The sequence below is a fragment of the Roseibium algae genome (assembly GCF_037783265.1).
Lineage (GTDB): Bacteria > Pseudomonadota > Alphaproteobacteria > Rhizobiales > Stappiaceae > Roseibium > Roseibium algae.
Map to the genome: position 1 here is coordinate 56,170 of NZ_JBAKIA010000007.1, position 20,420 is coordinate 76,589.

24 protein-coding genes are annotated in these 20,420 nt (G+C 54.5%); 13 read left to right on the forward strand and 11 right to left on the reverse strand.

Annotated features, from left to right (window positions below):
• Window positions 1-7 precede the first annotated feature (7 nt).
• The 8 genes from V6575_RS12430 to V6575_RS12465 all read right to left on the reverse strand — a co-directional run bounded on the left by V6575_RS12430 (window position 8) and on the right by V6575_RS12465 (window position 6,676).
• The gene (locus V6575_RS12430) at window positions 8-889 is read right to left on the reverse strand and encodes a 3-hydroxybutyryl-CoA dehydrogenase (RefSeq protein WP_340274684.1); all 882 of its coding nucleotides are present in this window, start codon (window positions 887-889) and stop codon (window positions 8-10) included.
• 141 nt (window positions 890-1,030) lie between these two features.
• Window positions 1,031-1,963 (reverse strand): electron transfer flavoprotein subunit alpha/FixB family protein, encoded by a 933-nt coding sequence (locus V6575_RS12435; RefSeq protein WP_340274685.1) that lies wholly within the window; start codon window positions 1,961-1,963, stop codon window positions 1,031-1,033.
• Between the two features lie 26 nt (window positions 1,964-1,989).
• Window positions 1,990-2,739 (reverse strand): electron transfer flavoprotein subunit beta/FixA family protein, encoded by a 750-nt coding sequence (locus V6575_RS12440; protein WP_340274686.1) that lies wholly within the window; start codon window positions 2,737-2,739, stop codon window positions 1,990-1,992.
• Window positions 2,740-2,958: 219 nt separating this feature from the next.
• Window positions 2,959-3,648: a rhomboid family intramembrane serine protease gene (locus V6575_RS12445; protein WP_340274687.1), complete on the reverse strand. Its 690-nt coding sequence runs from the start codon at window positions 3,646-3,648 to the stop codon at window positions 2,959-2,961.
• 29 nt (window positions 3,649-3,677) lie between these two features.
• On the reverse strand, window positions 3,678-4,253 hold the full coding sequence (locus V6575_RS12450; protein WP_340274689.1) for a cob(I)yrinic acid a,c-diamide adenosyltransferase: 576 nt from the start codon (window positions 4,251-4,253) through the stop codon (window positions 3,678-3,680).
• Between the two features lie 10 nt (window positions 4,254-4,263).
• Window positions 4,264-4,461: a twin transmembrane helix small protein gene (locus tag V6575_RS12455; protein ID WP_340274690.1), complete on the reverse strand. Its 198-nt coding sequence runs from the start codon at window positions 4,459-4,461 to the stop codon at window positions 4,264-4,266.
• A gap of 81 nt (window positions 4,462-4,542) precedes the next feature.
• Window positions 4,543-5,397 (reverse strand): SDR family oxidoreductase, encoded by an 855-nt coding sequence (locus tag V6575_RS12460; protein ID WP_340274692.1) that lies wholly within the window; start codon window positions 5,395-5,397, stop codon window positions 4,543-4,545.
• A 37-nt stretch (window positions 5,398-5,434) separates the two neighbouring features.
• The gene (locus V6575_RS12465) at window positions 5,435-6,676 is read right to left on the reverse strand and encodes a ubiquinone biosynthesis hydroxylase (RefSeq protein ID WP_422785571.1); all 1,242 of its coding nucleotides are present in this window, start codon (window positions 6,674-6,676) and stop codon (window positions 5,435-5,437) included.
• A gap of 151 nt (window positions 6,677-6,827) precedes the next feature.
• Between V6575_RS12465 and tesB the strand changes: the two genes are divergently transcribed.
• Complete coding sequence (tesB, locus tag V6575_RS12470) at window positions 6,828-7,706, forward strand: acyl-CoA thioesterase II (protein WP_340274695.1); 879 nt, start codon at window positions 6,828-6,830, stop codon at window positions 7,704-7,706.
• A 9-nt stretch (window positions 7,707-7,715) separates the two neighbouring features.
• On the opposite strand, the gene V6575_RS12475 is transcribed toward tesB, so the two are convergent.
• The 3 genes from V6575_RS12475 to V6575_RS12485 form a co-directional block, all read right to left on the reverse strand.
• Window positions 7,716-8,963 (reverse strand): CobW family GTP-binding protein, encoded by a 1,248-nt coding sequence (locus V6575_RS12475; protein WP_340274697.1) that lies wholly within the window; start codon window positions 8,961-8,963, stop codon window positions 7,716-7,718.
• A gap of 146 nt (window positions 8,964-9,109) precedes the next feature.
• Window positions 9,110-9,424: a hypothetical protein gene (locus V6575_RS12480; RefSeq protein ID WP_340274698.1), complete on the reverse strand. Its 315-nt coding sequence runs from the start codon at window positions 9,422-9,424 to the stop codon at window positions 9,110-9,112.
• A 101-nt stretch (window positions 9,425-9,525) separates the two neighbouring features.
• Window positions 9,526-10,926, reverse strand: a complete 1,401-nt coding sequence (locus V6575_RS12485) for a D-alanyl-D-alanine carboxypeptidase family protein (RefSeq protein WP_340274910.1) — start codon at window positions 10,924-10,926, stop codon at window positions 9,526-9,528.
• Window positions 10,927-11,354: 428 nt separating this feature from the next.
• Between V6575_RS12485 and V6575_RS12490 the strand changes: the two genes are divergently transcribed.
• From V6575_RS12490 to acs, 12 genes are all read left to right on the forward strand, one after another.
• On the forward strand, window positions 11,355-12,212 hold the full coding sequence (locus V6575_RS12490; RefSeq protein ID WP_340274700.1) for an urease accessory protein UreD: 858 nt from the start codon (window positions 11,355-11,357) through the stop codon (window positions 12,210-12,212).
• Between the two features lie 29 nt (window positions 12,213-12,241).
• Window positions 12,242-12,544 carry an urease subunit gamma gene (locus V6575_RS12495; protein ID WP_340274703.1) on the forward strand — a complete coding sequence of 101 codons (303 nt, stop codon included), beginning with the start codon at window positions 12,242-12,244 and terminating at the stop codon, window positions 12,542-12,544.
• Window positions 12,545-12,562: 18 nt separating this feature from the next.
• Complete coding sequence (locus tag V6575_RS12500) at window positions 12,563-12,766, forward strand: hypothetical protein (RefSeq protein WP_340274705.1); 204 nt, start codon at window positions 12,563-12,565, stop codon at window positions 12,764-12,766.
• On the forward strand, window positions 12,763-13,068 hold the full coding sequence (locus tag V6575_RS12505; RefSeq protein ID WP_340274707.1) for an urease subunit beta: 306 nt from the start codon (window positions 12,763-12,765) through the stop codon (window positions 13,066-13,068). Before V6575_RS12500 ends, V6575_RS12505 begins: the two co-directional genes overlap by 4 nt.
• Window positions 13,069-13,098: 30 nt before the next feature.
• Window positions 13,099-13,512: a lysozyme inhibitor LprI family protein gene (locus V6575_RS12510; protein ID WP_340274709.1), complete on the forward strand. Its 414-nt coding sequence runs from the start codon at window positions 13,099-13,101 to the stop codon at window positions 13,510-13,512.
• A 47-nt stretch (window positions 13,513-13,559) separates the two neighbouring features.
• Complete coding sequence (gene ureC, locus V6575_RS12515) at window positions 13,560-15,272, forward strand: urease subunit alpha (protein WP_340274711.1); 1,713 nt, start codon at window positions 13,560-13,562, stop codon at window positions 15,270-15,272.
• A 63-nt stretch (window positions 15,273-15,335) separates the two neighbouring features.
• Window positions 15,336-15,941 carry a glutathione S-transferase family protein gene (locus tag V6575_RS12520; RefSeq protein ID WP_340274713.1) on the forward strand — a complete coding sequence of 202 codons (606 nt, stop codon included), beginning with the start codon at window positions 15,336-15,338 and terminating at the stop codon, window positions 15,939-15,941.
• Entirely contained in the window at window positions 15,938-16,450 is a 513-nt protein-coding gene (locus tag V6575_RS12525) for an urease accessory protein UreE (protein ID WP_340274716.1), read from the forward strand. Before V6575_RS12520 ends, V6575_RS12525 begins: the two co-directional genes overlap by 4 nt.
• Window positions 16,365-17,168, forward strand: coding sequence for an urease accessory protein UreF (locus V6575_RS12530; protein ID WP_340274718.1), 804 nt, complete (start codon window positions 16,365-16,367; stop codon window positions 17,166-17,168). Before V6575_RS12525 ends, V6575_RS12530 begins: the two co-directional genes overlap by 86 nt.
• Window positions 17,165-17,776: an urease accessory protein UreG gene (gene ureG / locus V6575_RS12535; RefSeq protein WP_340274720.1), complete on the forward strand. Its 612-nt coding sequence runs from the start codon at window positions 17,165-17,167 to the stop codon at window positions 17,774-17,776. Before V6575_RS12530 ends, ureG begins: the two co-directional genes overlap by 4 nt.
• Before the next feature lie 60 nt (window positions 17,777-17,836).
• On the forward strand, window positions 17,837-18,232 hold the full coding sequence (locus V6575_RS12540; protein WP_340274722.1) for a DUF1761 domain-containing protein: 396 nt from the start codon (window positions 17,837-17,839) through the stop codon (window positions 18,230-18,232).
• A 156-nt stretch (window positions 18,233-18,388) separates the two neighbouring features.
• Complete coding sequence (acs, locus tag V6575_RS12545; RefSeq protein WP_340274724.1) at window positions 18,389-20,326, forward strand: acetate--CoA ligase; 1,938 nt, start codon at window positions 18,389-18,391, stop codon at window positions 20,324-20,326.
• Window positions 20,327-20,420 lie beyond the last annotated feature (94 nt).

Genomic DNA, 20,420 nt, shown 5'->3' on the forward strand with positions numbered 1-20,420 from the left:
CAGAACTCTAACGGGTCGGCACGGGCTCATCGCCACGATAATCGTAAAATCCGCGCTGGGTTTTGCGACCAAGCCAGCCAGCTTCAACATATTTGACCAGAAGAGGGCAGGGGCGATATTTGGAATCAGCAAGGCCTTCATAAAGAACCTGCATAATCGAAAGACATGTATCGAGGCCGATGAAATCAGCCAGCTGCAAAGGTCCCATCGGGTGGTTCGCACCCAGGCGCATGGCCGTATCAATGGATTCAACCGAGCCAACACCTTCGTAAAGAGTGTAGATCGCCTCGTTGATCATGGGTAACAAGATCCGGTTGACCATGAATGCCGGAAAATCTTCGGCGACAGCAACCGTCTTGTTGATTGTCTTGACGAAGCCTTTTGCAGCCTCGAAGGTTTCATCCTCGGTGGCAATGCCGCGAACAAGCTCCACCAGTTCCATGATAGGCACCGGATTCATAAAATGGATACCGATGAACCGTTCCGGACGATCTGTCGTCGCTGCAAGGCGCGTGATGGAGATTGAGGATGTATTGGTCGCCAGCATCGCTTCTGGCTTCAGGATCGGGCACAGCTGAGCAAAGATCTTCTTCTTGACCTGCTCATTTTCAACAGCGGACTCAATCACCAGATCAACATCGGCCAGAAGGTCTATGTCCCCGCCCGCAGAAAGGCGGCTAAGCGCCTCAGAGCGCTGTTCTTCCGTGATCTGACCCTTTTGAACCTGCCGAGCGAGATTGCCATTGATCGACGCAAGGCCTGATTCAATGCGATCCAGCGAGAGATCGCTCAAGATCACTTCAAAGCCGGACAAAGCGCATACATGCGCAATTCCGCTGCCCATTTGACCGGAGCCTATGACACCGATTTTCTTGATTTCGACCACCATCGTACAATCCGATCTTTGAGTAACGATCCCTGCGGTCGTCTTAGCTCAACCATTCTTGGCAAGTCTGACGCGATCCGACAAGCACCTCGGGACGAAAAACACACTCTCCGCCCCGAAGTTAATTCAATTTAGTCGACAGGCTTATTCAACAGCAGCCTTTAGATCAGGCAGCACTTCGAACAAATCTGCAACGAGACCATAGTCGGCAACCTGGAATATCGGAGCTTCCTCATCCTTGTTGATCGCCACAATGACTTTGGAATCCTTCATGCCAGCCAGATGCTGGATCGCACCTGAAATGCCGCAGGCAATGTAAAGATCCGGAGCAACCACCTTGCCGGTCTGGCCAACCTGCCAGTCGTTCGGTGCATAGCCCGCATCAACAGCTGCGCGTGATGCGCCGACAGCCGCGCCGAGAGCATCAGCCACAGGCATGATAACTTCCTGGAACTTTTCTTCAGATCCCAGAGCACGGCCACCGGATATGATGATCTTTGCCGACGTCAGTTCAGGCCGATCCGAACTGGACAGCGCTTCGCCTGCGAACTCGGAAAGCCCGGTCGCTGCTGGAACGGTAACATCCTCGATAACAGCTGAACCGCCCTCTTCTGCCGCAGCAAAAGTCGCAGTCCGTACAGTGACGATCTTTTTGGCATCAGAGGACTTAACCGTCTGAATGGCGTTGCCTGCATAAATCGGGCGTTCGAATGTCTCGCCGTCAATAACAGCTGTGACATCTGATATCTGCATCACATCAAGCAAAGCTGCCACGCGTGGCAGTATGTTTTTACCGTTGGCTGTTGCAGGCGCAACAATCGCATCATAGCCAGCCGCCAGCTCAACAATCAGAGCAGACATGGTTTCTGCCAAATGATGAGCAAGCTCGTCGTTGTCCGCAACCAGCACCTTGGAAACGCCGGAAAGCTTTGCAGCAGATTCAGCAATGGACTTTACGTCCTTGCCAGCAACCAGCACATGAACATCCGAGCCGAGAGCAACAGCAGCGGTGAGGGCCTTGGCAGTGGCATCATTGAGAGCGCCACCGGCATGTTCGGCCACAAGAAGTGTCGTCATGGATAAATTCCTCCTACGACGGGTCCTTAAAGGACGCCAGCCTCGTTTTTCAACTTATCAACCAGTTCGGCCACGGAACCAACCTTGACGCCTGCCTGACGGGAGGCTGGCTCGGCTGTGGACACAACACTCAAACGCGGTGTGGTATCGACGCCAAAGTCATCCGGTGTCTTTTCGTCGATTGGCTTCTTTTTCGCCTTCATGATGTTCGGCAAGGAAGCATAACGCGGCTCATTGAGGCGCAAATCAGTCGTGATGATCGCCGGAAGCTTCAGCTTGACTGTCTGAAGGCCACCATCAACTTCACGGGTCACATCAACTGTGTTTTCACCAAGATCGACCTTGGACGCAAAAGTACCCTGAGCCCAGCCCAGAAGCGCAGCCAGCATCTGACCAGTCTGATTGCAATCATCATCAATCGCTTGTTTGCCAAGGATCACAAGACCCGGCTCTTCAGCTTCAACGATGCCCTTGAGGATTTTGGCAACTGCAAGAGGCTCCGTCAAAGCGTCTGTCTTCACCAGGATGCCGCGGTCGGCGCCCATGGCAAGGCCTGTACGCAGAGTTTCAGTCGCCTGCTGCGGGCCAACTGACACAACGATCACTTCAGTCGCCTTGCCAGCTTCTCTTAGACGAAGGGCCTCTTCGACGGAGATTTCGTCGAATGGGTTCATCGACATTTTGACATTGGCCAGATCGACGCCTGAGCCATCGGGCTTCACACGTACTTTGACGTTATAATCGATTACCCGTTTCACGGGCACAAGGATTTTCATAAGGTTCAACCTCCGCTTGGGCGACAAACATGCCGCGCCGCACCATTTGGCTTTGCCGACAAAACGGCTGAGGAGCCAAAATGGCTGTATTCTGCCAGTTCTTGCGCGTCCGGCGGGACGGTAAAGATACCGCCTTCCGCTGTCAACGATGGCGCGGGGTATCTTGAACGAATTACCAAATCGGCGGAATGACCTCGTGACGAGCAGGAATAATAATATCTATAATCCTCGGTCAAAAAGACCCACGCCGCGCCTGCGAAGGACTACAACAAAAACGGCCCCGGCAAGCAGCCCGCCGATATGAGCAGACCATGCAACATTGCCAGATTGCGAAAACAGAGCATTGAAAACCTGATACAGCACCCAGGCGCCAAGCACCCATTGAGCCGAAAGACGCAGAGGGATCCGGCCCAGCGCAAGAACCCAAATTTTCACCTTCGGATGAAGCATCAGATAGGCAGAGACCACTCCAGCAACTGCCCCGGAAGCCCCCACCAGAGGCACATCGGATCCGTAGTTGGCGACCATATAGGCAAGTCCACCAGCCGCAGCACAAAGCAAATAGAACAGCAAAAATCTAACGTGCCCCATCGCGTCTTCGACGTTGTCCCCGAAGACCCACAGAAACAGCATGTTCCCGCCCAAATGCATGAAACTACCATGCATGAACGCATATGTGATGATGGTCGCTCCGTCCGGAATCATCTGCAAATCAGATGTCAGATCCTTCATATCGAAGAAAACAGTCGGAATCAGACCATAGGAATATGCTGATGCGTTCACCGCATCGCCAAATCCGGCATTTTGCATCAGAACAAAGGCCAGAGCATTCACAATGATCAAACCCCAGGTCACCAGAGGTTTTTTGACGTGTTCAAGACCATTGTGATCGTGCAGGGGAATGAACATCTAGAAACTCCGGCGATCCGCCAAGACGATCAGCGGTTTTTGCCCGGAACCCATAGCACGTCACCCTCGCCCTTGGCATTCAGGAAGCGGGAAGCAACGAAAAAGAAATCCGACAAGCGGTTCATATAACGGACGGCCGGAGGCGTTACCTTTTCGCGCGCAGCAAGTTCAACCATCAACCGTTCAGCCCTACGCGAGACTGTTCGCGCAAGATGCAGATACGCAGATGCCGGGCTCCCGCCAGGTAAAACAAATGACCTCAGTGGAGAAAGGTCAGCGTTGAAAGTATCAATCGCGTCTTCCAAAGAGGTGACTTGACCATCAGTGATCCGCAACGGCTCATAGCCCAGATCCTCCCCCGTATCCGGTGTCGCCAGATCAGCTCCAAGATCGAACAGATCATTTTGGATACGGCTTAAGACAGCATCAAGCTCGGGAGCATCCTTTACTGTATGAAGGCGTACCAGCCCAACCACGGAATTGGTTTCATCCACTGTGCCGTAAGATTCAATTCGTAGGTCACTTTTGACACGCCGCTCGCCGGAGCCCAGCGCTGTTGTGCCATCATCACCCGTCTTCGTATAAATCTTATTCAGAACGACCATTTTGCTTGCCTCAGCGCCCAGGGCCAAAAAAATACAATCCGCCCATAACGAGCACAACGACCAGGAACTGAAGGCCAACGCGCCAACGCATCAACATCTGTGATTTGTTGCCGGGACCGCCACGAAACATGTTCCAGATGCCCATAAGAAGCACAATCACAACTGCCGCCATCCCTATTGGGATCAACACATTCCAAAACTCAGCCATTTTTTAAGTCCTGTTGGTCAAGGCATCCGGATGCCCACATAATTTCCAAAGCCGTCATCGATCTGATGACCGAGCCGAATTCTATTCTTCAGAGTCCGCTGCCCGGATCAATACCCGGTCCAGAACCCGCGTGCTCAAGAACCGCTTTGCAACACCCAGCACAGTTGTCGGGATAGTCACATAGTAACGTGGTTTGGGCTTTTGAGCCTCAAGAGCATGAATCAAACGTTTTACAACCGCTTCAGGCGGTAGTTTGAATGGACCAGGCTCACCCTTTTCCATCCGACTGCGCCGTTTTTCATAAGTTGTACGATGAACCGAGCTTTCCAGACCTGCAGGTCCAATCCACTGATCAAAGTTCGCGAGGGAATTTGGCGTGAACTCGGTCGCGATCGGTCCCGGTTCAATCAACGAAACCTGGATGCCTGTGCCAGCAAGTTCCTGCCGAAGCGTATCGGAATAGGCCTCAAGAGCAAATTTGGACGACGTATAGGCCCCACGGTATTTCATCGCAATGAAGCCGAGGATCGAAGAGCATTGAACAATACGGCCAGATTTTTGGGTCCTCATCACCGGGATCACCTGCCGAGTGAGGTCATGCCAGCCGAAAAAATTGGCCTGAAACAGGGTCTGCAACCCTTCGACCGGCATATCTTCCAGCGCACCGGGAATTGCATAAGCCCCATTGTTGAACAGCGCGTCCAGCTTGCCTTCTGTCCGCTCGAGCACCGTGCCTAATGCTGTTTTGATTGTCTCCGGCTTTTCATAATCGAGCAAAAACGCCTCAAAGCCATTTTGCCTCAATCGGTCAACATCCGCCTGCTTGCGTGCTGTCGGAAATACGCGCCAGTTACGGCCGCGCATCAGATGAGCAGCCGTCAGTCCAATTCCCGTCGAACATCCCGTCATCAAGACAGAACGGGGCGTGGTGTACATCAACGTCTCATCAAACATGCGCGGTGAATCTCGCCCTTTAAATCGGTTCGCCAGAAAGCAGCTTTGGAGCAGGACCGGCAAAGCCGGCTGCTTCCTTGATGAATTTGGACTTCAGGCCGGGCATCCGGTCGACAACGCCAAGTCCGAAACTCCGCGCAGCACGCAAAATATCATTATCGTTCGAGAACAACCGGTTCAACACATCCGTCACGACCCCCATCTGGAAAGCATCGAAACGACGCCAGCGCTGATAACGCTCCAGAACGTCAAAGGATCCGACATCCTGGCCCAAACGGCGTGCTTCAACCAATACCTCAGCCAAAGCAGCGGCATCCTTGAAACCCATGTTAAGACCCTGACCGGCAATCGGATGAATGCCGTGTGCCGCATCACCGGCCAGCGCAAATCGTGGCTTGATGAAATCACGCGCCAGTGTCAGCCCGAGCGGATAGGCGTTGCGAGCCCCATCCAGCTCGAGTTTGCCAAGATGATGGCCAAAGCGGCGCTCCAACTCCAGTTCAAAGGTGAATTCATCGCTCTCCACCAGCCGTTTGGCATCATCCGTCCGCTCGGTCCATACAAGGGACGAGCGGTTGCCGGTTAACGGCAAGATGGCAAACGGTCCAGCAGGCAAAAAATGCTCTTCCGCGCGTCCGTTGTGCGGCCGCTCATGCTTGACCGTCGTGACAATGCCCGACTGGCCATAATCCCAGTGATTGGTACGAATACCCGCCAAATCACGCAGTTTCGACCGTACACCGTCTGCTGCAACCAAAAGCTTGGTCGTGATCGCCTTACCGCTGGCAAGCTCGACCCTGACCTGATCCGGTGTGGAACGAAATGTCGAGGCGCTGTCAGGAGCGGCAAACTCGACACCAAGATCCCTAGCTGCTTCATAGAGAGCCGGAAGCATGGCCCCATTGGGCATCATATGGGCGAAGGGCTCACCATCAGGTGTCTCACCGCCAAATGTCAAAAACACAGGCCGCACCACATCGCGCAGCTTGCTATCAGTGACAATCATCTCATTGATGGGCTGGGCCTGGTCCTTGATCTGCGACCAGACGCCAAGTTGTTCCAGCATCAAGCCTGCTGCTGCGGCAATAGCGGATGCGCGAGGATCCTTGCCCAGGATTTCCATCGGCTTGGGATCAATCACCACAACTTTCATTAAGGCATCACCCTTTTTTAGGGCAAGCGCCAAGCTCAATCCAACGTAACCGCCACCGGCAATAGCGACGTCAAATACAGAACCAGCTTCAGTGGCCTTGGCCATCATCTTCTCCTGGGCTTTGAAAGCACCCATTCCCTTTGGGCAACTTGACTTAAACATCAAGTCACGTCCAAGTCTGCACCCGGTTGTCCTGGGATCATGTCCCCGGATGGGCCAATCAATTCAAACCACGACCTATTTAACAGGGATCGCGTCGATGAACACAGCCGTTGACAACCTTCTTCAAATTCTTGACCTAGAACCGCTCGAACACAACCTGTTTCGTGGTCGCAGCCCACAGGTCGGTTGGCAGCGGGTTTTCGGCGGGCAAGTCATCGGGCAGGCCCTTGTCGCTGCGTCACGAACCGTGGTTGAAGATCGTCAGGTTCACTCCTTACATGGGTACTTCATGCGGCCCGGCGACCCCACCGTTCCAATTATCTACGAAGTGGATCGTATCCGGGACGGTGGCAGCTTTACCACCCGACGCGTTGTCGCCATCCAGCATGGCAAAGCAATCTTCTCCATGTCTGCCTCATTTCATGTACTTGAAGTCGGACTGGAGCATCAGATCGACATGCCTGATGTTCCAATGCCCGAAGATCTTCCAGATGAACAGGAACTGAGTGAAAAATTCCTGAAATTCGCGCCAGAAAGCGTCCGTAAATATTGGGAAAGGCAGCGGCCCATTGAGTTCAGGCCGGTGGATCTGACCCATTACGTCTCCGACAAGCCTTTGCCGCCAACTCAGCATGTTTGGGTTCGGGCAAACAGCCCGTTGCCAGATGATCCCCGCATCCATCAGTGCGTTCTGGCTTATGCATCCGACATGACCCTTTTGGATACGTCTCTGTTTCCGCATGGAAAATCTGTTTTCAGCGCAGACATTCAGGCCGCCAGCCTCGATCATGCCATGTGGTTTCATAGGCCATTTAAGGCCGATGAATGGCTTCTCTATGCCGAAGACACGCCTTCTGCCTCAGGATCGCGCGGCATGAACCGCGGCTCGCTGTACACCCGCGAAGGCATACTTGTTGCTTCAACTGCGCAAGAAGGCCTGATCCGTCAGCGGACCAAGCCCAAATCTAGCGATTAATCGCCTGGATCACCCACGCGAGGGGCTCGTGAAGCCGGAGATCGCCAGTGGATTGTCCGTCATGACTTTCGGGTCCGGCGTATCCGGCAGCAACGCGCCTGAGAAGGCCTCGAACATCCGCCTCACAAACCCTTCGGGCAAATCATAGGTAATGAACACCATGCGGGTGCGGTGGTCATCGTCTGGCCAGGCTTCAAGTGTCGCAGGTGGATGGAATACATGCTGCACTCCATGGATGACCACCGGACGGTCTGGATCCTCGGCGATCTGCACGATACCTTTGACCCTGAGCAGCTTCGGACCATGTGCCGAGCGCAGAAGATCCAGAAACATCTCCAGTGCTGATGCAGGAATTGGACGATCAGTGGAGAGTGTGAACGCTCTAATTTTATCGTCGTGCCGATTCACATCATGAGCGTGCCCATGCCCATGGTCGTGGTCGTGGTCGTGGTCGTGGTCGTGGTCGTGGTCGTGAGAATGAGAGTGCTGCCCGTGACCTTCATGCGGATCGTCGTAAGCTTCTGCATTCAACCATTTTGCCACGTCTGGAATTTTGGACTTGGGATCATAAAGCCCTGCATTGAACAAATGATCCGGCTCTGCCTCGCCAGCCTGAGCATCTAGCCGAAGGGCACCGGGGTTCAACTCCAGAAGCCTGGCGGTCAAAGCAGATGGCCCTGCCTCACCTTCAGAAGCATCAAGCAGATCTGTTTTGGTCAGAACCAGGCGATCGGCAACGGCAATCTGTCTGCGGGCTTCTTCGTGGGTGTTGATTGTGTCCAGTCCATTGAAACTGTCGACCAGCGTCACGACACTATCCAGCCGATAGCGCATCACCAGATAGGGGTGCAGCATGATCGTGTGCAGGATCGGCGCGGGATCCGCCAGTCCGGTCGTTTCGATCACGACACGGGCCAATCTGTCCATTCGGCCATTGTCGACCCGTCGCAACAGATCTTCCAGCGTTATCACCAGATCGCCGCGAATGGTGCAGCACAAGCACCCGGACGACAGCTCAAGAACGCCATCGCTTGCCTGATCGACCAACAGATGATCCAGCCCGATCTCGCCAAATTCGTTGATGATGACCGCCGTGTCAGCCATGGTCGGGTCTTTCAAAATCCGGTTAAGCAGCGTCGTCTTGCCTGAGCCAAGAAATCCGGTGATCACAGACAGCGGAATAGGTGGCTTCGGCCCGCGCTTGGGAGGCGCGCTCACATCTGGAGATGTCGAAGGGGTAATTTTTGTTTCGGTCATGCCAGCACCTGCGATCAACAACCGACGTCAATCGTCAGCGTGTCCTTGACCTAAAACGGCAGGCGAAAAAAATCCAGTGCAGTCAATTAAGACAGCCTCAACCGTCAAGCGACTGCAGAAGTCAAAACGTGATCCCAATCAAGTCATCAGGCCGAAAGATCGCTCTGCATCTCACCCTCGTTCCCAGCCTCATCAGCCGCTTCGATCTCGGCATCCAGATTATCTTCCTCGGCCGGAATAACGGAGCGAACAGCCAAAGCTGCGGCACGAAGGTTCTCGATGACCTTCTCAATGGAATTTCCATCCTCAAGCTGTTTGGCTGAAAGATCAGCAAGTTCAGCCAACGCAAGAATAGTCGCGGAGCTTTTCGGTTCCACCATCATAAAGGACAACTCCCGATAAAGCGGCGGCGTTTCAGCCTTGTGACCCGCGGTTTCAAGCAGTCGGGCAAACCTGTTCATGCCAAGGCACAAAATGCCTCGGCAGAGGTGACCGCTGTCTGTGTATTGTCGGGATTTACAGTTAATAAACTTTTAAAACCACTTGAGTTCGTCGCGTCATTTTATTGCACAGGACGCGCCCTGGGTTCAGGAACGGGAATGGAGAACCCCAGCCCCTTTCTGAACAGAGACCCAGGGGCGGCCTCATTGGTTGGCCCTGATTTAATAACTGATGCCCCAACGGAAGATTCAGACGCATTCGTTGGAGCCGTCACTTGAGACCCAGCTAAACGCATTGGCTTCTTGTTGGGCAGCGGGACGTCATTCGCCACGATCGGAGCAGGAGCAACATTGGCCGCAGCAGGAGGCGGCCTTGATCCATTGGGCACACCTGTGGTCACGGTGATTGGCGCATAGGCAATGCGGCGTGGACCGATGGTCCGGTCCATCACCTTCGCCCAGTCAACCTTGCCGTTGGCACGTTTGACCGAACCACCGGCCACGGTCTGAGGCTCTGCAACAACCTCTCGGCCCGGCATGATGATCCCACCCTGTTTCGGCTCCTTGGCATACGCCAACACACGACTTTTGCCATTCTGCATGTCGTAGAGTGCCATGATGCCATCAACGCCCGGCTTGGGATTCCGCTTGCAATATCCGTCGGCAGGCGGATTACCGCCAAAGCCTCTCAGCGACACGAGATTTGTTCTACCCGAACGCGTCTTAAAGGCCTTGTCCAGCGCATTCCGAGCAAAAGCGAGACGCTCAAGTCCGGACGCAGCGCCAAGAACAACCACAATGATCGTACGACCTTTCCGGGTTACAGAAGAGGCTACATTATAACCAGAATTACAAATATAGCCGGTCTTCATGCCGTCAGCACCGGGCACCCTCATCAGGAACTCACGATTGGCAGACCGCAGAGTTTTCTTACCGAACTTGATACCAGGATGCTTGTAGTAGGTCCGTGCCTCTGGATAGTCGGACCGCAGCGCAAGGGCTAGAATCGCCATATCTCGCGCAGTCGTAACCTGCCGATTGTCAGGAAGCCCGTGCGGATTGACGAACACCGTGTCGCGCATGCCAAGACGCTGCGCTTCCGCGTTCATCATGGCAATAAAACCAGCTTCCGAACCCGCAATCGCCTCCCCAAGCGCAACCGCAACATCGTTCGCAGATTTGATCAAAATTATCTTCAATGCCGCATCAACCGTCAGCTGGGTTCCAACTTTAAAGCCCATCTTGCTCGGCGGTTCAGAGATCGAATTCTCAGACTGAACAACTGCAGACGTCAGCGACGCCCGTCCTTCGCGAATAGCCTTGAAGGTAACATAGGCGGTCATCATTTTGGTCAAAGACGCAGGATACCACTTCCGGGTGGCATTTTTTTCATCCAGCACTGAACCCGTTCTTGCATCGACGACGACATAAGCCCCGATTTCTGCGGACGCAGGGCTACCAACGACCAGACTTACGAACACGCAAGACAAAACACTAAAACGGCACACTAGGCGACCAAACATACTCACGAACTCAATGTCCTCGCTATTTCCCGCCTAAAATCCAGGGCCAGGAAATCAATACATAACCGATCCCCCGTCAGCTTTGCAAAAGATTCCATAGATGTTGATTACGATAGGGAAAGCACGTCAATTAAGCAGGTGCATATTTATTGATCAGAAGTTTTCGTTTGCACTCAAAATACCCTGGATAATGCAAGGTCGAACCAGGCGCATTTACTGGGCATACTGCCATCCAACAGACATGCGCCATCCAAGCCAAGAATGGCCTTCGGATTGCATTATAACATGATCTGGCCTTGCCTCGGCAAACCGTACGATCAAATATAAAATCGTTTCGTACTGGCCAATAGACCTTTGGCCACCAGACAGCCAAGTCCACATCCCGAATCCGGGGTAGCAAAAAATGAACAACGCCAGGCCTTTAATACATGTTTGACGCTGCAGTTACTCAAACTTCTCAAGCCGAAGCAGCGCCCATGCAACGCGCGCTAGGAGAAGCTTGCGTAACCTTCAAACATGATGGCTCCAAGACACGGCTTGACGACCTCTACCAATGCGGATCCGCAAAGTTCCGTCTTCCGATTGTTTATGACGGGATTCCCGTCGCCGTTCTGATCAACACCGCAGGCGGAATAACAGGCGGAGACATCTACAAATACGACGCCCGCGTTGCCAGCAACGGACACGCAATCGTGACCAGTCAGGCTGCTGAGCGCGCCTACCGACGGTCCGGAGGCATCGGAAAGATTGCTGTAACCCTATCCGCAGGCGAGGGAGCCACACTTGAGTGGTTGCCGCAAGAAACCATCCTGTTCAACGCATCTGCCTTGCATCGCTCCATGACGGTCGACCTTGACGAAACGGCCCGTTATATGGCGTTGGAATCCGTGGTTTTAGGACGTACGGCTATGGGCGAGACCATCGACACTGTATCTTTCCGGGACAGCTGGCGCATTCGTCGAAACGGAAAACTCATCTTCGCCGATGATGTTCGACTGGAAGGCGACACAAAAGACATTCTGAAGGGAACCGCAACAACCGGCGGAGGTCTGGCATTTGCCACTCTGGTTGAATGCGCGGCTGATGCAGACAATAGGCTCGAGTTGGCCCGCCAGGCTCTTGAACCTTTCACCCATGGAACCAACGTTCGCGCAGCGGCCAGCTCCTGGAATGGGGTATTGGTTGCCCGTTTCGTCGCAACAGATGGCCGGGCCTTGCGCGACGCATTGATGATATTTCTCGAAACGTATCGTTCAGCACCGCTGCCACGCGTCTGGCACTGCTAAATGCCTCAAATCACCAAAGGGAGGTCCTTTTGAATCTCACACCACGCGAAAAAGACAAGCTTCTGATTGCCACCGCCGCCATGGTCGCCCGCCGTCGCCTTGAACGGGGCGTCAAACTGAATCACCCAGAGGCCGTTGCTTTGATTACCGATTTTGTCGTCGAAGGTGCCCGGGACGGCCGTACGGTTGCCGACCTCATGGCAGCTGGGGCGAAAATCATCACCCGCTCACAAGTCATGGACGGTATTCCGGAAATGATCCACGACGTGCAGGTCGAAGCAACATTCCCCGATGGCACCAAACTCGTCACGGTTCACGAACCAATCCGGTAATTTTCAAAGGAGGTTTTCATGAATAAAGTCATTCTCGGTCTATCCGCCTTCGCTGTCTCAGCAAGTTCAGCCCTGGCGCACACAAGCCTTCAGGACCATGCCCACCCGCATACGGACGCATCAAGTTACTTCACCGTTGAAATGCTAATCATTTTTGCGCTTGGCATCTCTCTCGGCGGCACACTCGCCTGGGTTCGCCGTCGCAAGGAAGGTGGCAAATGATCCCTGGAGAGCTTTTTCCCGCAGAGGGCCACATTGAGCTGAATGCCGATCTTGAAGCGATCACCTTGGACGTTTCCAACACCGGCGACCGGCCGATACAGGTTGGAAGCCACTACCATTTTGCTGAAACCAACGAAGGCTTGTCCTTTGAACGGGAAGCGGCCCACGGCATGCGCCTCGATATTCCTGCCGGCACAGCGGTTCGGTTCGAGCCAGGTCAAAGCCGTGCTGTCCAACTGGTGCCTTACCGCGGCGATCGGACAGTTTACGGCTTCAACCAGAAAGTCATGGGCAAGCTCTAGGTTTATCCATCACGGCTCGGGGAGGGCATCATGAAACAGTGGCACGTCCTATTAGCCCTATTGGCTCTGATCGGATCAGGAGTCTTCGCAAAAGCTCAAGATAACATCGACTGCGGCTATCCGCTCACTCAGATGGAACTGACCTATTGTGCTGGAGAATCCTGGAAGCAGGCCGATGCCGAGCTAAACGTCGCCTATAAGGCGGCCATGACAAGCATGAAACAAACCGACAGCTATCTGGACGCTGATATGAAAGGCGCAGCCGATGCCCTGCGTGACGCCCAGCGCGCATGGATTCCGTTCCGCGACAAGGCCTGCGACAGCTATGGCTTCATGGCCCGCGGTGGATCGATGGAATCCATGCTGGTTCTCGGTTGCCGCACCACTCTGACCAAACAACGCACCGACGCTCTCAATGAAATCGCCCAAGGCCTGGGCAACTGACGATCCGCGCGGGGCTCAAGGCCCTCGCTGCGACTAGGAGGTTTTAAATGCCGTATAAAATGCCCCGCGCCGCCTATGCAGACATGTTCGGCCCGACCACCGGCGACCGTTTGCGGCTAGCAGACACGGACCTCATCATCGAAGTCGAAAAGGACTTCACCACCTATGGCGAGGAGGTCAAATTCGGCGGCGGCAAGGTCATTCGCGACGGCATGGGACAATCCCAACACCCACGCTCCGCCGGGGCTGTTGACACAGTCATCACCAACGCCCTGATTGTCGACCACTCCGGTATCGTCAAGGCCGACATAGGCCTTAAGGACGGCCGAATAGCCGCCATCGGAAAAGCTGGTAATCCGGATGTCCAGCCAGGCGTAAACATCATTGTCGGACCAGGCACTGAGGTAATCGCAGGAGAGGGCAGAATTCTCACTGCAGGGGCCTTGGATGTCCATATCCACTTCATTTGCCCGCAACAGATCGAAGACGCCTTGACCTCCGGCGTGACGACCATGCTGGGCGGCGGCACCGGTCCTGCAACAGGAACAAACGCAACCACCTGCACACCCGGTCCGTGGCACATCACCCGCATGTTGCAGGCTGCTGACAGTTTCCCGATGAACCTCGCCTTTGCGGGCAAGGGCAACGCCTCGCTTCCCGCCGCTCTTGAAGAACAGATCATCGCTGGGGCATGCGCCCTCAAGCTGCACGAAGACTGGGGCACCACGCCCGCGACCATCGACACATGCCTGTCCGTTGCCGATGAATACGACGTTCAGGTGATGATCCATACCGACACCCTGAATGAGAGCGGGTTTGTCGAAAACACCACAGCGGCCTTCAAAAACCGTACGATCCATGCCTTCCATACAGAAGGTGCTGGCGGTGGACATGCTCCGGATATCATCAAGGTTTGTGGCGAAACCAACGTCATTCCGTCATCAACCAACCCGACGCGGCCTTATACGACAAACACTATAGATGAGCACCTCGACATGCTCATGGTTTGCCACCATTTGGACAATTCAATTCCGGAAGATGTTGCCTTCGCCGAAAGCAGAATCCGTAAGGAAACCATCGCTGCAGAAGACATTCTCCATGACATGGGTGCTTTCTCGATCATAGCGTCAGACAGCCAGGCCATGGGCCGTGTCGGTGAAGTCATCATCCGCACCATGCAGACGGCCCATAAAATGAAACTCCAGCGCGGTCGTCTGGTCGAAGAAACCGGCGAAAACGACAATTTCCGGGTCAAACGCTACATTTCCAAATTCACCATCAATCCGGCCATTGCACACGGCCTTGATGAACACATTGGTTCTGTTGAAGTCGGAAAGCTCGCCGATCTGGTGCTTTGGGATCCGAAGTTCTTCGGCGTCAAACCGGACATGGTGATCAAACTCGGTACCATTGCCACAGCCCCAATGGGTGATCCGAATGCCTCGATCCCGACACCGCAGCCGGTTCATTACCGACCCATGTTCGGATCATTTGGCAAGGCCATGACCCAAAGCCGCGTCACCTTCGTATCCAAGGCAGCTTATGATCACGGGGTCAAGGAAAGCGCCGAGCTCGACAGTCTGGTTTTGCCGGTCAAGAATGTACGTGGTGGCATCTCCAAGAAATCCATGATCTTCAACGATGCCACACCGGAAATCGAAGTCCATCCGGAGACCTACGAAGTACGTGCCAATGGCGAACTGCTGACCTGTGAACCAGCCGACGTGCTCCCCATGGCCCAGCGCTACTTCTTGTTTTAGCTTTCGAGGAAAACACCTTTACAAACAGAATGCTAAAACAATTGACCGGGGAAGAAACAGACCATGTACAAAGTCATTGGTACGCCGCAGTCGCGGGCACTACGTGTAATATGGGTTTTGGAAGAGCTTGGGGAAGACTACACGCTTGATCCAGCTTTTCCGCAAACAGACATCGTTCGGGCCAACAACTCCACGGGCAAAATCCCGGTTCTAATTGACGGGGACGACATTCTCACGGACTCCATCGCAATCTGCACCTATTTGGCGGACAAACATGGGAATCTCACCTTCCCTGCAGGTTCAATTGAGCGCGCCCGACAAGACAGCTTCACACAGTTCGCAGTTGATGAACTGGAAGGAGCACTTTGGACGGCAGCCAAGAACACATTCGTTCACCCAGAGGACATTAGGGTTCCGGCCGTCAAGAACGTCTGCAAGATTGAATTTGCAAAAGCACTGAAAACGCTGGAAGAGCGTCTTGGCAACAAGCCTTATGTCATGGGCAATACATTCACTATTGCAGATATCATTATTGGCCATTGCTCCGGCTGGGCCACATCCGCCAAGTTCGATTTGCCCGAGACAGGCACAATTGCTGACTATTTTCAGCGTCTGCGTGAACGCCCTGCCTACCAGTCTCTATTGGAAAAGATGAAGACGCCTTCATGATCCGCGTTTCCGAAATCTTGCCAGCGGGCACATGGGATGGCCCGCCAACGGACCAGATCACACTCGATCGGGAAGATCGCCATCGCCGCCGTGCTGCAATGACAGGGGAAGGGGGACTTGCCTTTCTGCTGGACCAGCCCGCAGCCATTCATTTGCGTCATGGCGACGGCTTGAAGCTGGAAGACGGCAGCATCATTGAAGTGATCGCAGCACCAGAAGAGTTGGCCGAAATCGAGGCCGATAACATGGGGCATCTTGTGAAGATCGCCTGGCACCTGGGCAACCGTCATCTTCCGACCCAATTGATGGGGACCACTCTGCGCATCCGCCGCGATCACGTCATCGAAGATCTGGTCATCCGTCTTGGCGGCAAGCTGACTATCCTGCAGGCCCCATTCGATCCGGAAGGCGGAGCCTATGGCCATGGCCAAACGCATGGGCACGATCATGGCAACGGCGAACAAAGCCATCAGCACAGTCATCATGATGGACACTCTCATGACCACTGATATAGTGTCGTCTGCCGCTCTGTATCGACTGCTTACCTTCCTGTCGCCAGCCTTCCCAATTGGTGCCTATACCTACAGTCATGGGCTGGAGCAGGTGATCGAAGACGGCGACGTGTCAGATGCGGCAAGCCTTCTCGCATGGCTCGAAGACGTGTTGCGCTACGGCGCAGGGTGCAGCGATGCCATTCTCGTCAAGGAAACCATGCTTGCTGTGCAAGCCTGCAATGAGACCGCTGTTCGAGAGCTGATTGATCTTGGGCTTACTCTACAGCCCTCCAAAGAACGCTATCTTGAAACCAGCGCGCAAGGCACCGCCTTCATCGATGCAGTGACAAAAGCCTGGACCCCGGAATGCAACACCCCAAAGGGGACACTCTTTGCAAAGCTCACAGACCCAACGTCACCGGACACGCCAAAAAGCTGGCCCTATCCAATTGCTGTGGGACTAACGGCTGCGGCCTGGAGCATTCCGGTTGAGGCAACCCTGACAGGTCTGCTGCACGCCTTTGCGGCCAACATTATCTCCGTCGCCGTTCGCGCCGTGCCACTCGGTCAAAGTGATGGCCAACGGACACTGGCAAAGCTGGAACCCGCAATTGAAGATGTCACCAAACAAGCCCTGGTCGCAGACCTCACGGATCTGGGCACCAGCACGTTTCTGACCGACATTGCCTCCATGGCCCATGAAACCAAATATTCGAGGTTATTCCGCTCATGAATTCCCCAAACGGCCCATTGCGCGTCGGCATCGGCGGCCCGGTCGGCTCCGGCAAGACCACCCTGACTGATCGTCTGTGCAAGGCCATGCGCGAGCAATATTCTCTCGCTGTCATCACGAACGACATTTACACCAGCGAAGATGCAGAAGCGCTGATGCGCTCACAGGCTCTGCCCAGCGCGCGGATCCGTGGCGTAGAAACCGGCGGATGTCCCCATACCGCCATCCGGGAGGACGCCTCGATCAATCTGGCTGCAGTCGCGGACCTCAATCAGGCCTTCCCCGATCTCGATCTCATATTAATTGAATCCGGCGGCGACAATCTGGCCGCCACGTTTTCACCGGAACTGGCTGATCTGACGATCTATGTCATCGACGTTGCCGCTGGCGAAGAAATTCCGCGCAAGGGCGGTCCCGGCATTACCCGGTCGGATCTTCTTGTCATCAACAAAACCGATCTTGCACCCCACGTTGGCGCTGACCTGAATGTCATGGACCGGGATGCCAGGAAAATGCGCAAGGATCGGCCCTTTGTCTTCGCCAACACAAAAGCGGGGGAGGGCCTGACTGAAATCGTAGAGTTCATCATTGAAAAAGGAGGGCTTTGACGAGACTACGCGCATCCTTTACCAACTGGGGCCGAGGCTTATGAAGGGGAGACACTTTACATGATGTTTGATGGCATCAACCTTTTAGGCGTTCTGCTGGCTGCGGTGGGGTCATTCATATTCGGCGCTGTCTGGTATGGCGCCCTCGGCAAAGCCTGGATTAATTCAGTAAAGCTCACTCCGGAACTGACCAAACCAACCCCTCTGACCATGGCAATCGCTTTCCTGTGCCAACTCTTCATGAGCTTCGTTCTGGCCGGCTTGATCTACCATCTCGGCGGAGGATTAACGGCAGGCCTCATTTCTGCATTCATGATCTGGAGCGGTTTCATCCTCACCAGCCAGATCGTCAATCACCGTTTTCAAGGCGCTCCTTGGTTATTGACCCTCATCGACTGTAGCCACTGGTTCGGTGTTCTGATCATTCAGGCCATCATTCTCAGCTATTTCAGCTGACTAGAACGCTCAAGCAGGTCGGCACATAGCAAACTCAACGAAAGTACCATCGCGCTCTGTATGGACGCTGAGAAACAGCATGCGCATAATAGCGCAGACAAAATTGGGATTACCATTTGAGCATAAAGCTCAAACTGGTGTCTGGGAGGTAATCAGATGTCGGATAGTATTTTTCCCGTGCCTGCAGAGGTCGCGGCCCACGCTCATGTAGACAATTCAAAATACCTAGAAATGTATCAGCAGTCGGTTGAAAACCCCGACGGCTTTTGGGGTGAGCATGGCAAGCGGATCGACTGGATCAAGCCTTATACCAAGGTAAAAAACACCTCCTACGACTACCACAACGTGGACATCAAGTGGTTCGAGGACGGCACGTTGAACGTCTCTGCCAACTGCGTCGACAGGCATCTTGAAACTCGCGGTGATCAGCCAGCCATTATCTGGGAAGGCGATGATCCTTCTGAGAGCAAGGTGATCACCTACAAGCAGCTTCATCATGAGGTGAACGTTTTCGCCAATGTCCTGCATGCACAGGGCGTCAAGAAAGGCGATCGCGTCACGCTCTACATGCCGATGATCCCGGAAGCAGCCTATGCAATGCTCGCTTGCGCACGGATTGGCGCAGTTCATTCCATCGTCTTCGGTGGGTTCTCGCCGGACAGCCTGGCCCAGCGTATTGAAGGCTGCACCAGCAAATGCATCATCACAGCCGATGAGGGCCTGCGCGGCGGTCGTAAGGTCCCGCTAAAGGCCAACGTCGACAAAGCCGTTGAGAAGTCTCCCGTCGACAGCGTGATTGTGGTCAAGCGCACCGGCGGTGATATCACCATGACCAGTGGCCGTGATGTCTGGTACCACGAGGAAGCTGATCGGGTCTCCGATCATTGCGAGCCTGTGGAGATGAATGCGGAAGACCCTCTGTTCATCCTCTACACGTCCGGTTCGACAGGCCAACCAAAGGGCGTATTACACACCACCGGCGGCTATCTCGTTTACGCATCAATGACCCATGAATACGTCTTTGATTATCACGAAGGTGACGTCTATTGGTGTACGGCGGATGTGGGCTGGGTCACTGGCCACAGCTACATCGTCTATGGCCCGCTGGCCAATGGCGCGACCACGCTGATGTTTGAAGGCGTCCCGACGTACCCGAGCCCAAGCCGCTTCTGGGATGTGTGCGACAAGCACAGCGTCAACATTTTCTACACAGCACCAACAGCGATCCGGGCCCTCATGGGAGCTGGCGATGAACATGTCACCAAGACGTCACGCAAATCCCTGCGCCTGCTCGGCTCTGTCGGCGAACCGATCAATCCGGAAGCCTGGAACTGGTACTATAATGTCATTGGCGATCAACGCTGCCCGATTGTAGACACCTGGTGGCAAACAGAAACCGGCGGCATCCTGATCACACCACTACCTGGCGCAACGGCTCTGAAGCCGGGATCCGCAACACGGCCATTCTTCGGCGTCCAGCCAGCCATTGTCGATGCGGACGGCAAGTTCCTCGACGGCGCAGTAGAAGGCAATCTGGTGATCACCGACAGCTGGCCCGGCCAGATGCGCTCGGTCTACGGCGATCACGAGCGGTTCGTGCAAACCTATTTCGCCACCTACAAGGGCCTTTACTTCACAGGCGATGGCTGCCGCCGCGACGAAGACGGCTATTACTGGATCACAGGCCGGGTCGACGACGTCATCAACGTGTCAGGACACCGCATGGGCACAGCAGAGGTCGAAAGCGCTCTGGTGGCCCATCCAAAGGTCTCTGAAGCCGCAGTCGTCGGATATCCCCACGACATCAAGGGCCAGGGCATCTACGCTTATGTCACCCTGATGGAGGGCGAAGAACCAACCGATGCGCTGAAAAAAGAACTGGTAACACACGTCCGCTCTGAAATCGGCCCGATTGCTTCGCCAGACCTGATCCAGTTCTCGCCGGGTCTGCCAAAAACCCGCTCCGGCAAGATCATGCGCCGCATCCTGCGCAAAATCGCAGAGGACAGCTTCGACAATCTGGGCGACACCTCAACCTTAGCCGACCCAGCCGTCGTCGACGACCTGATCGACAACCGTCAGAACCGGGGTTGATGGATGGTCCGCTAGAGCTATCTGAATACCCAAAACCACAAAAGGCGCGTCCCACGACGCGCCTTTAATTTTAGGTAGAGTTCCAAACTGCTCG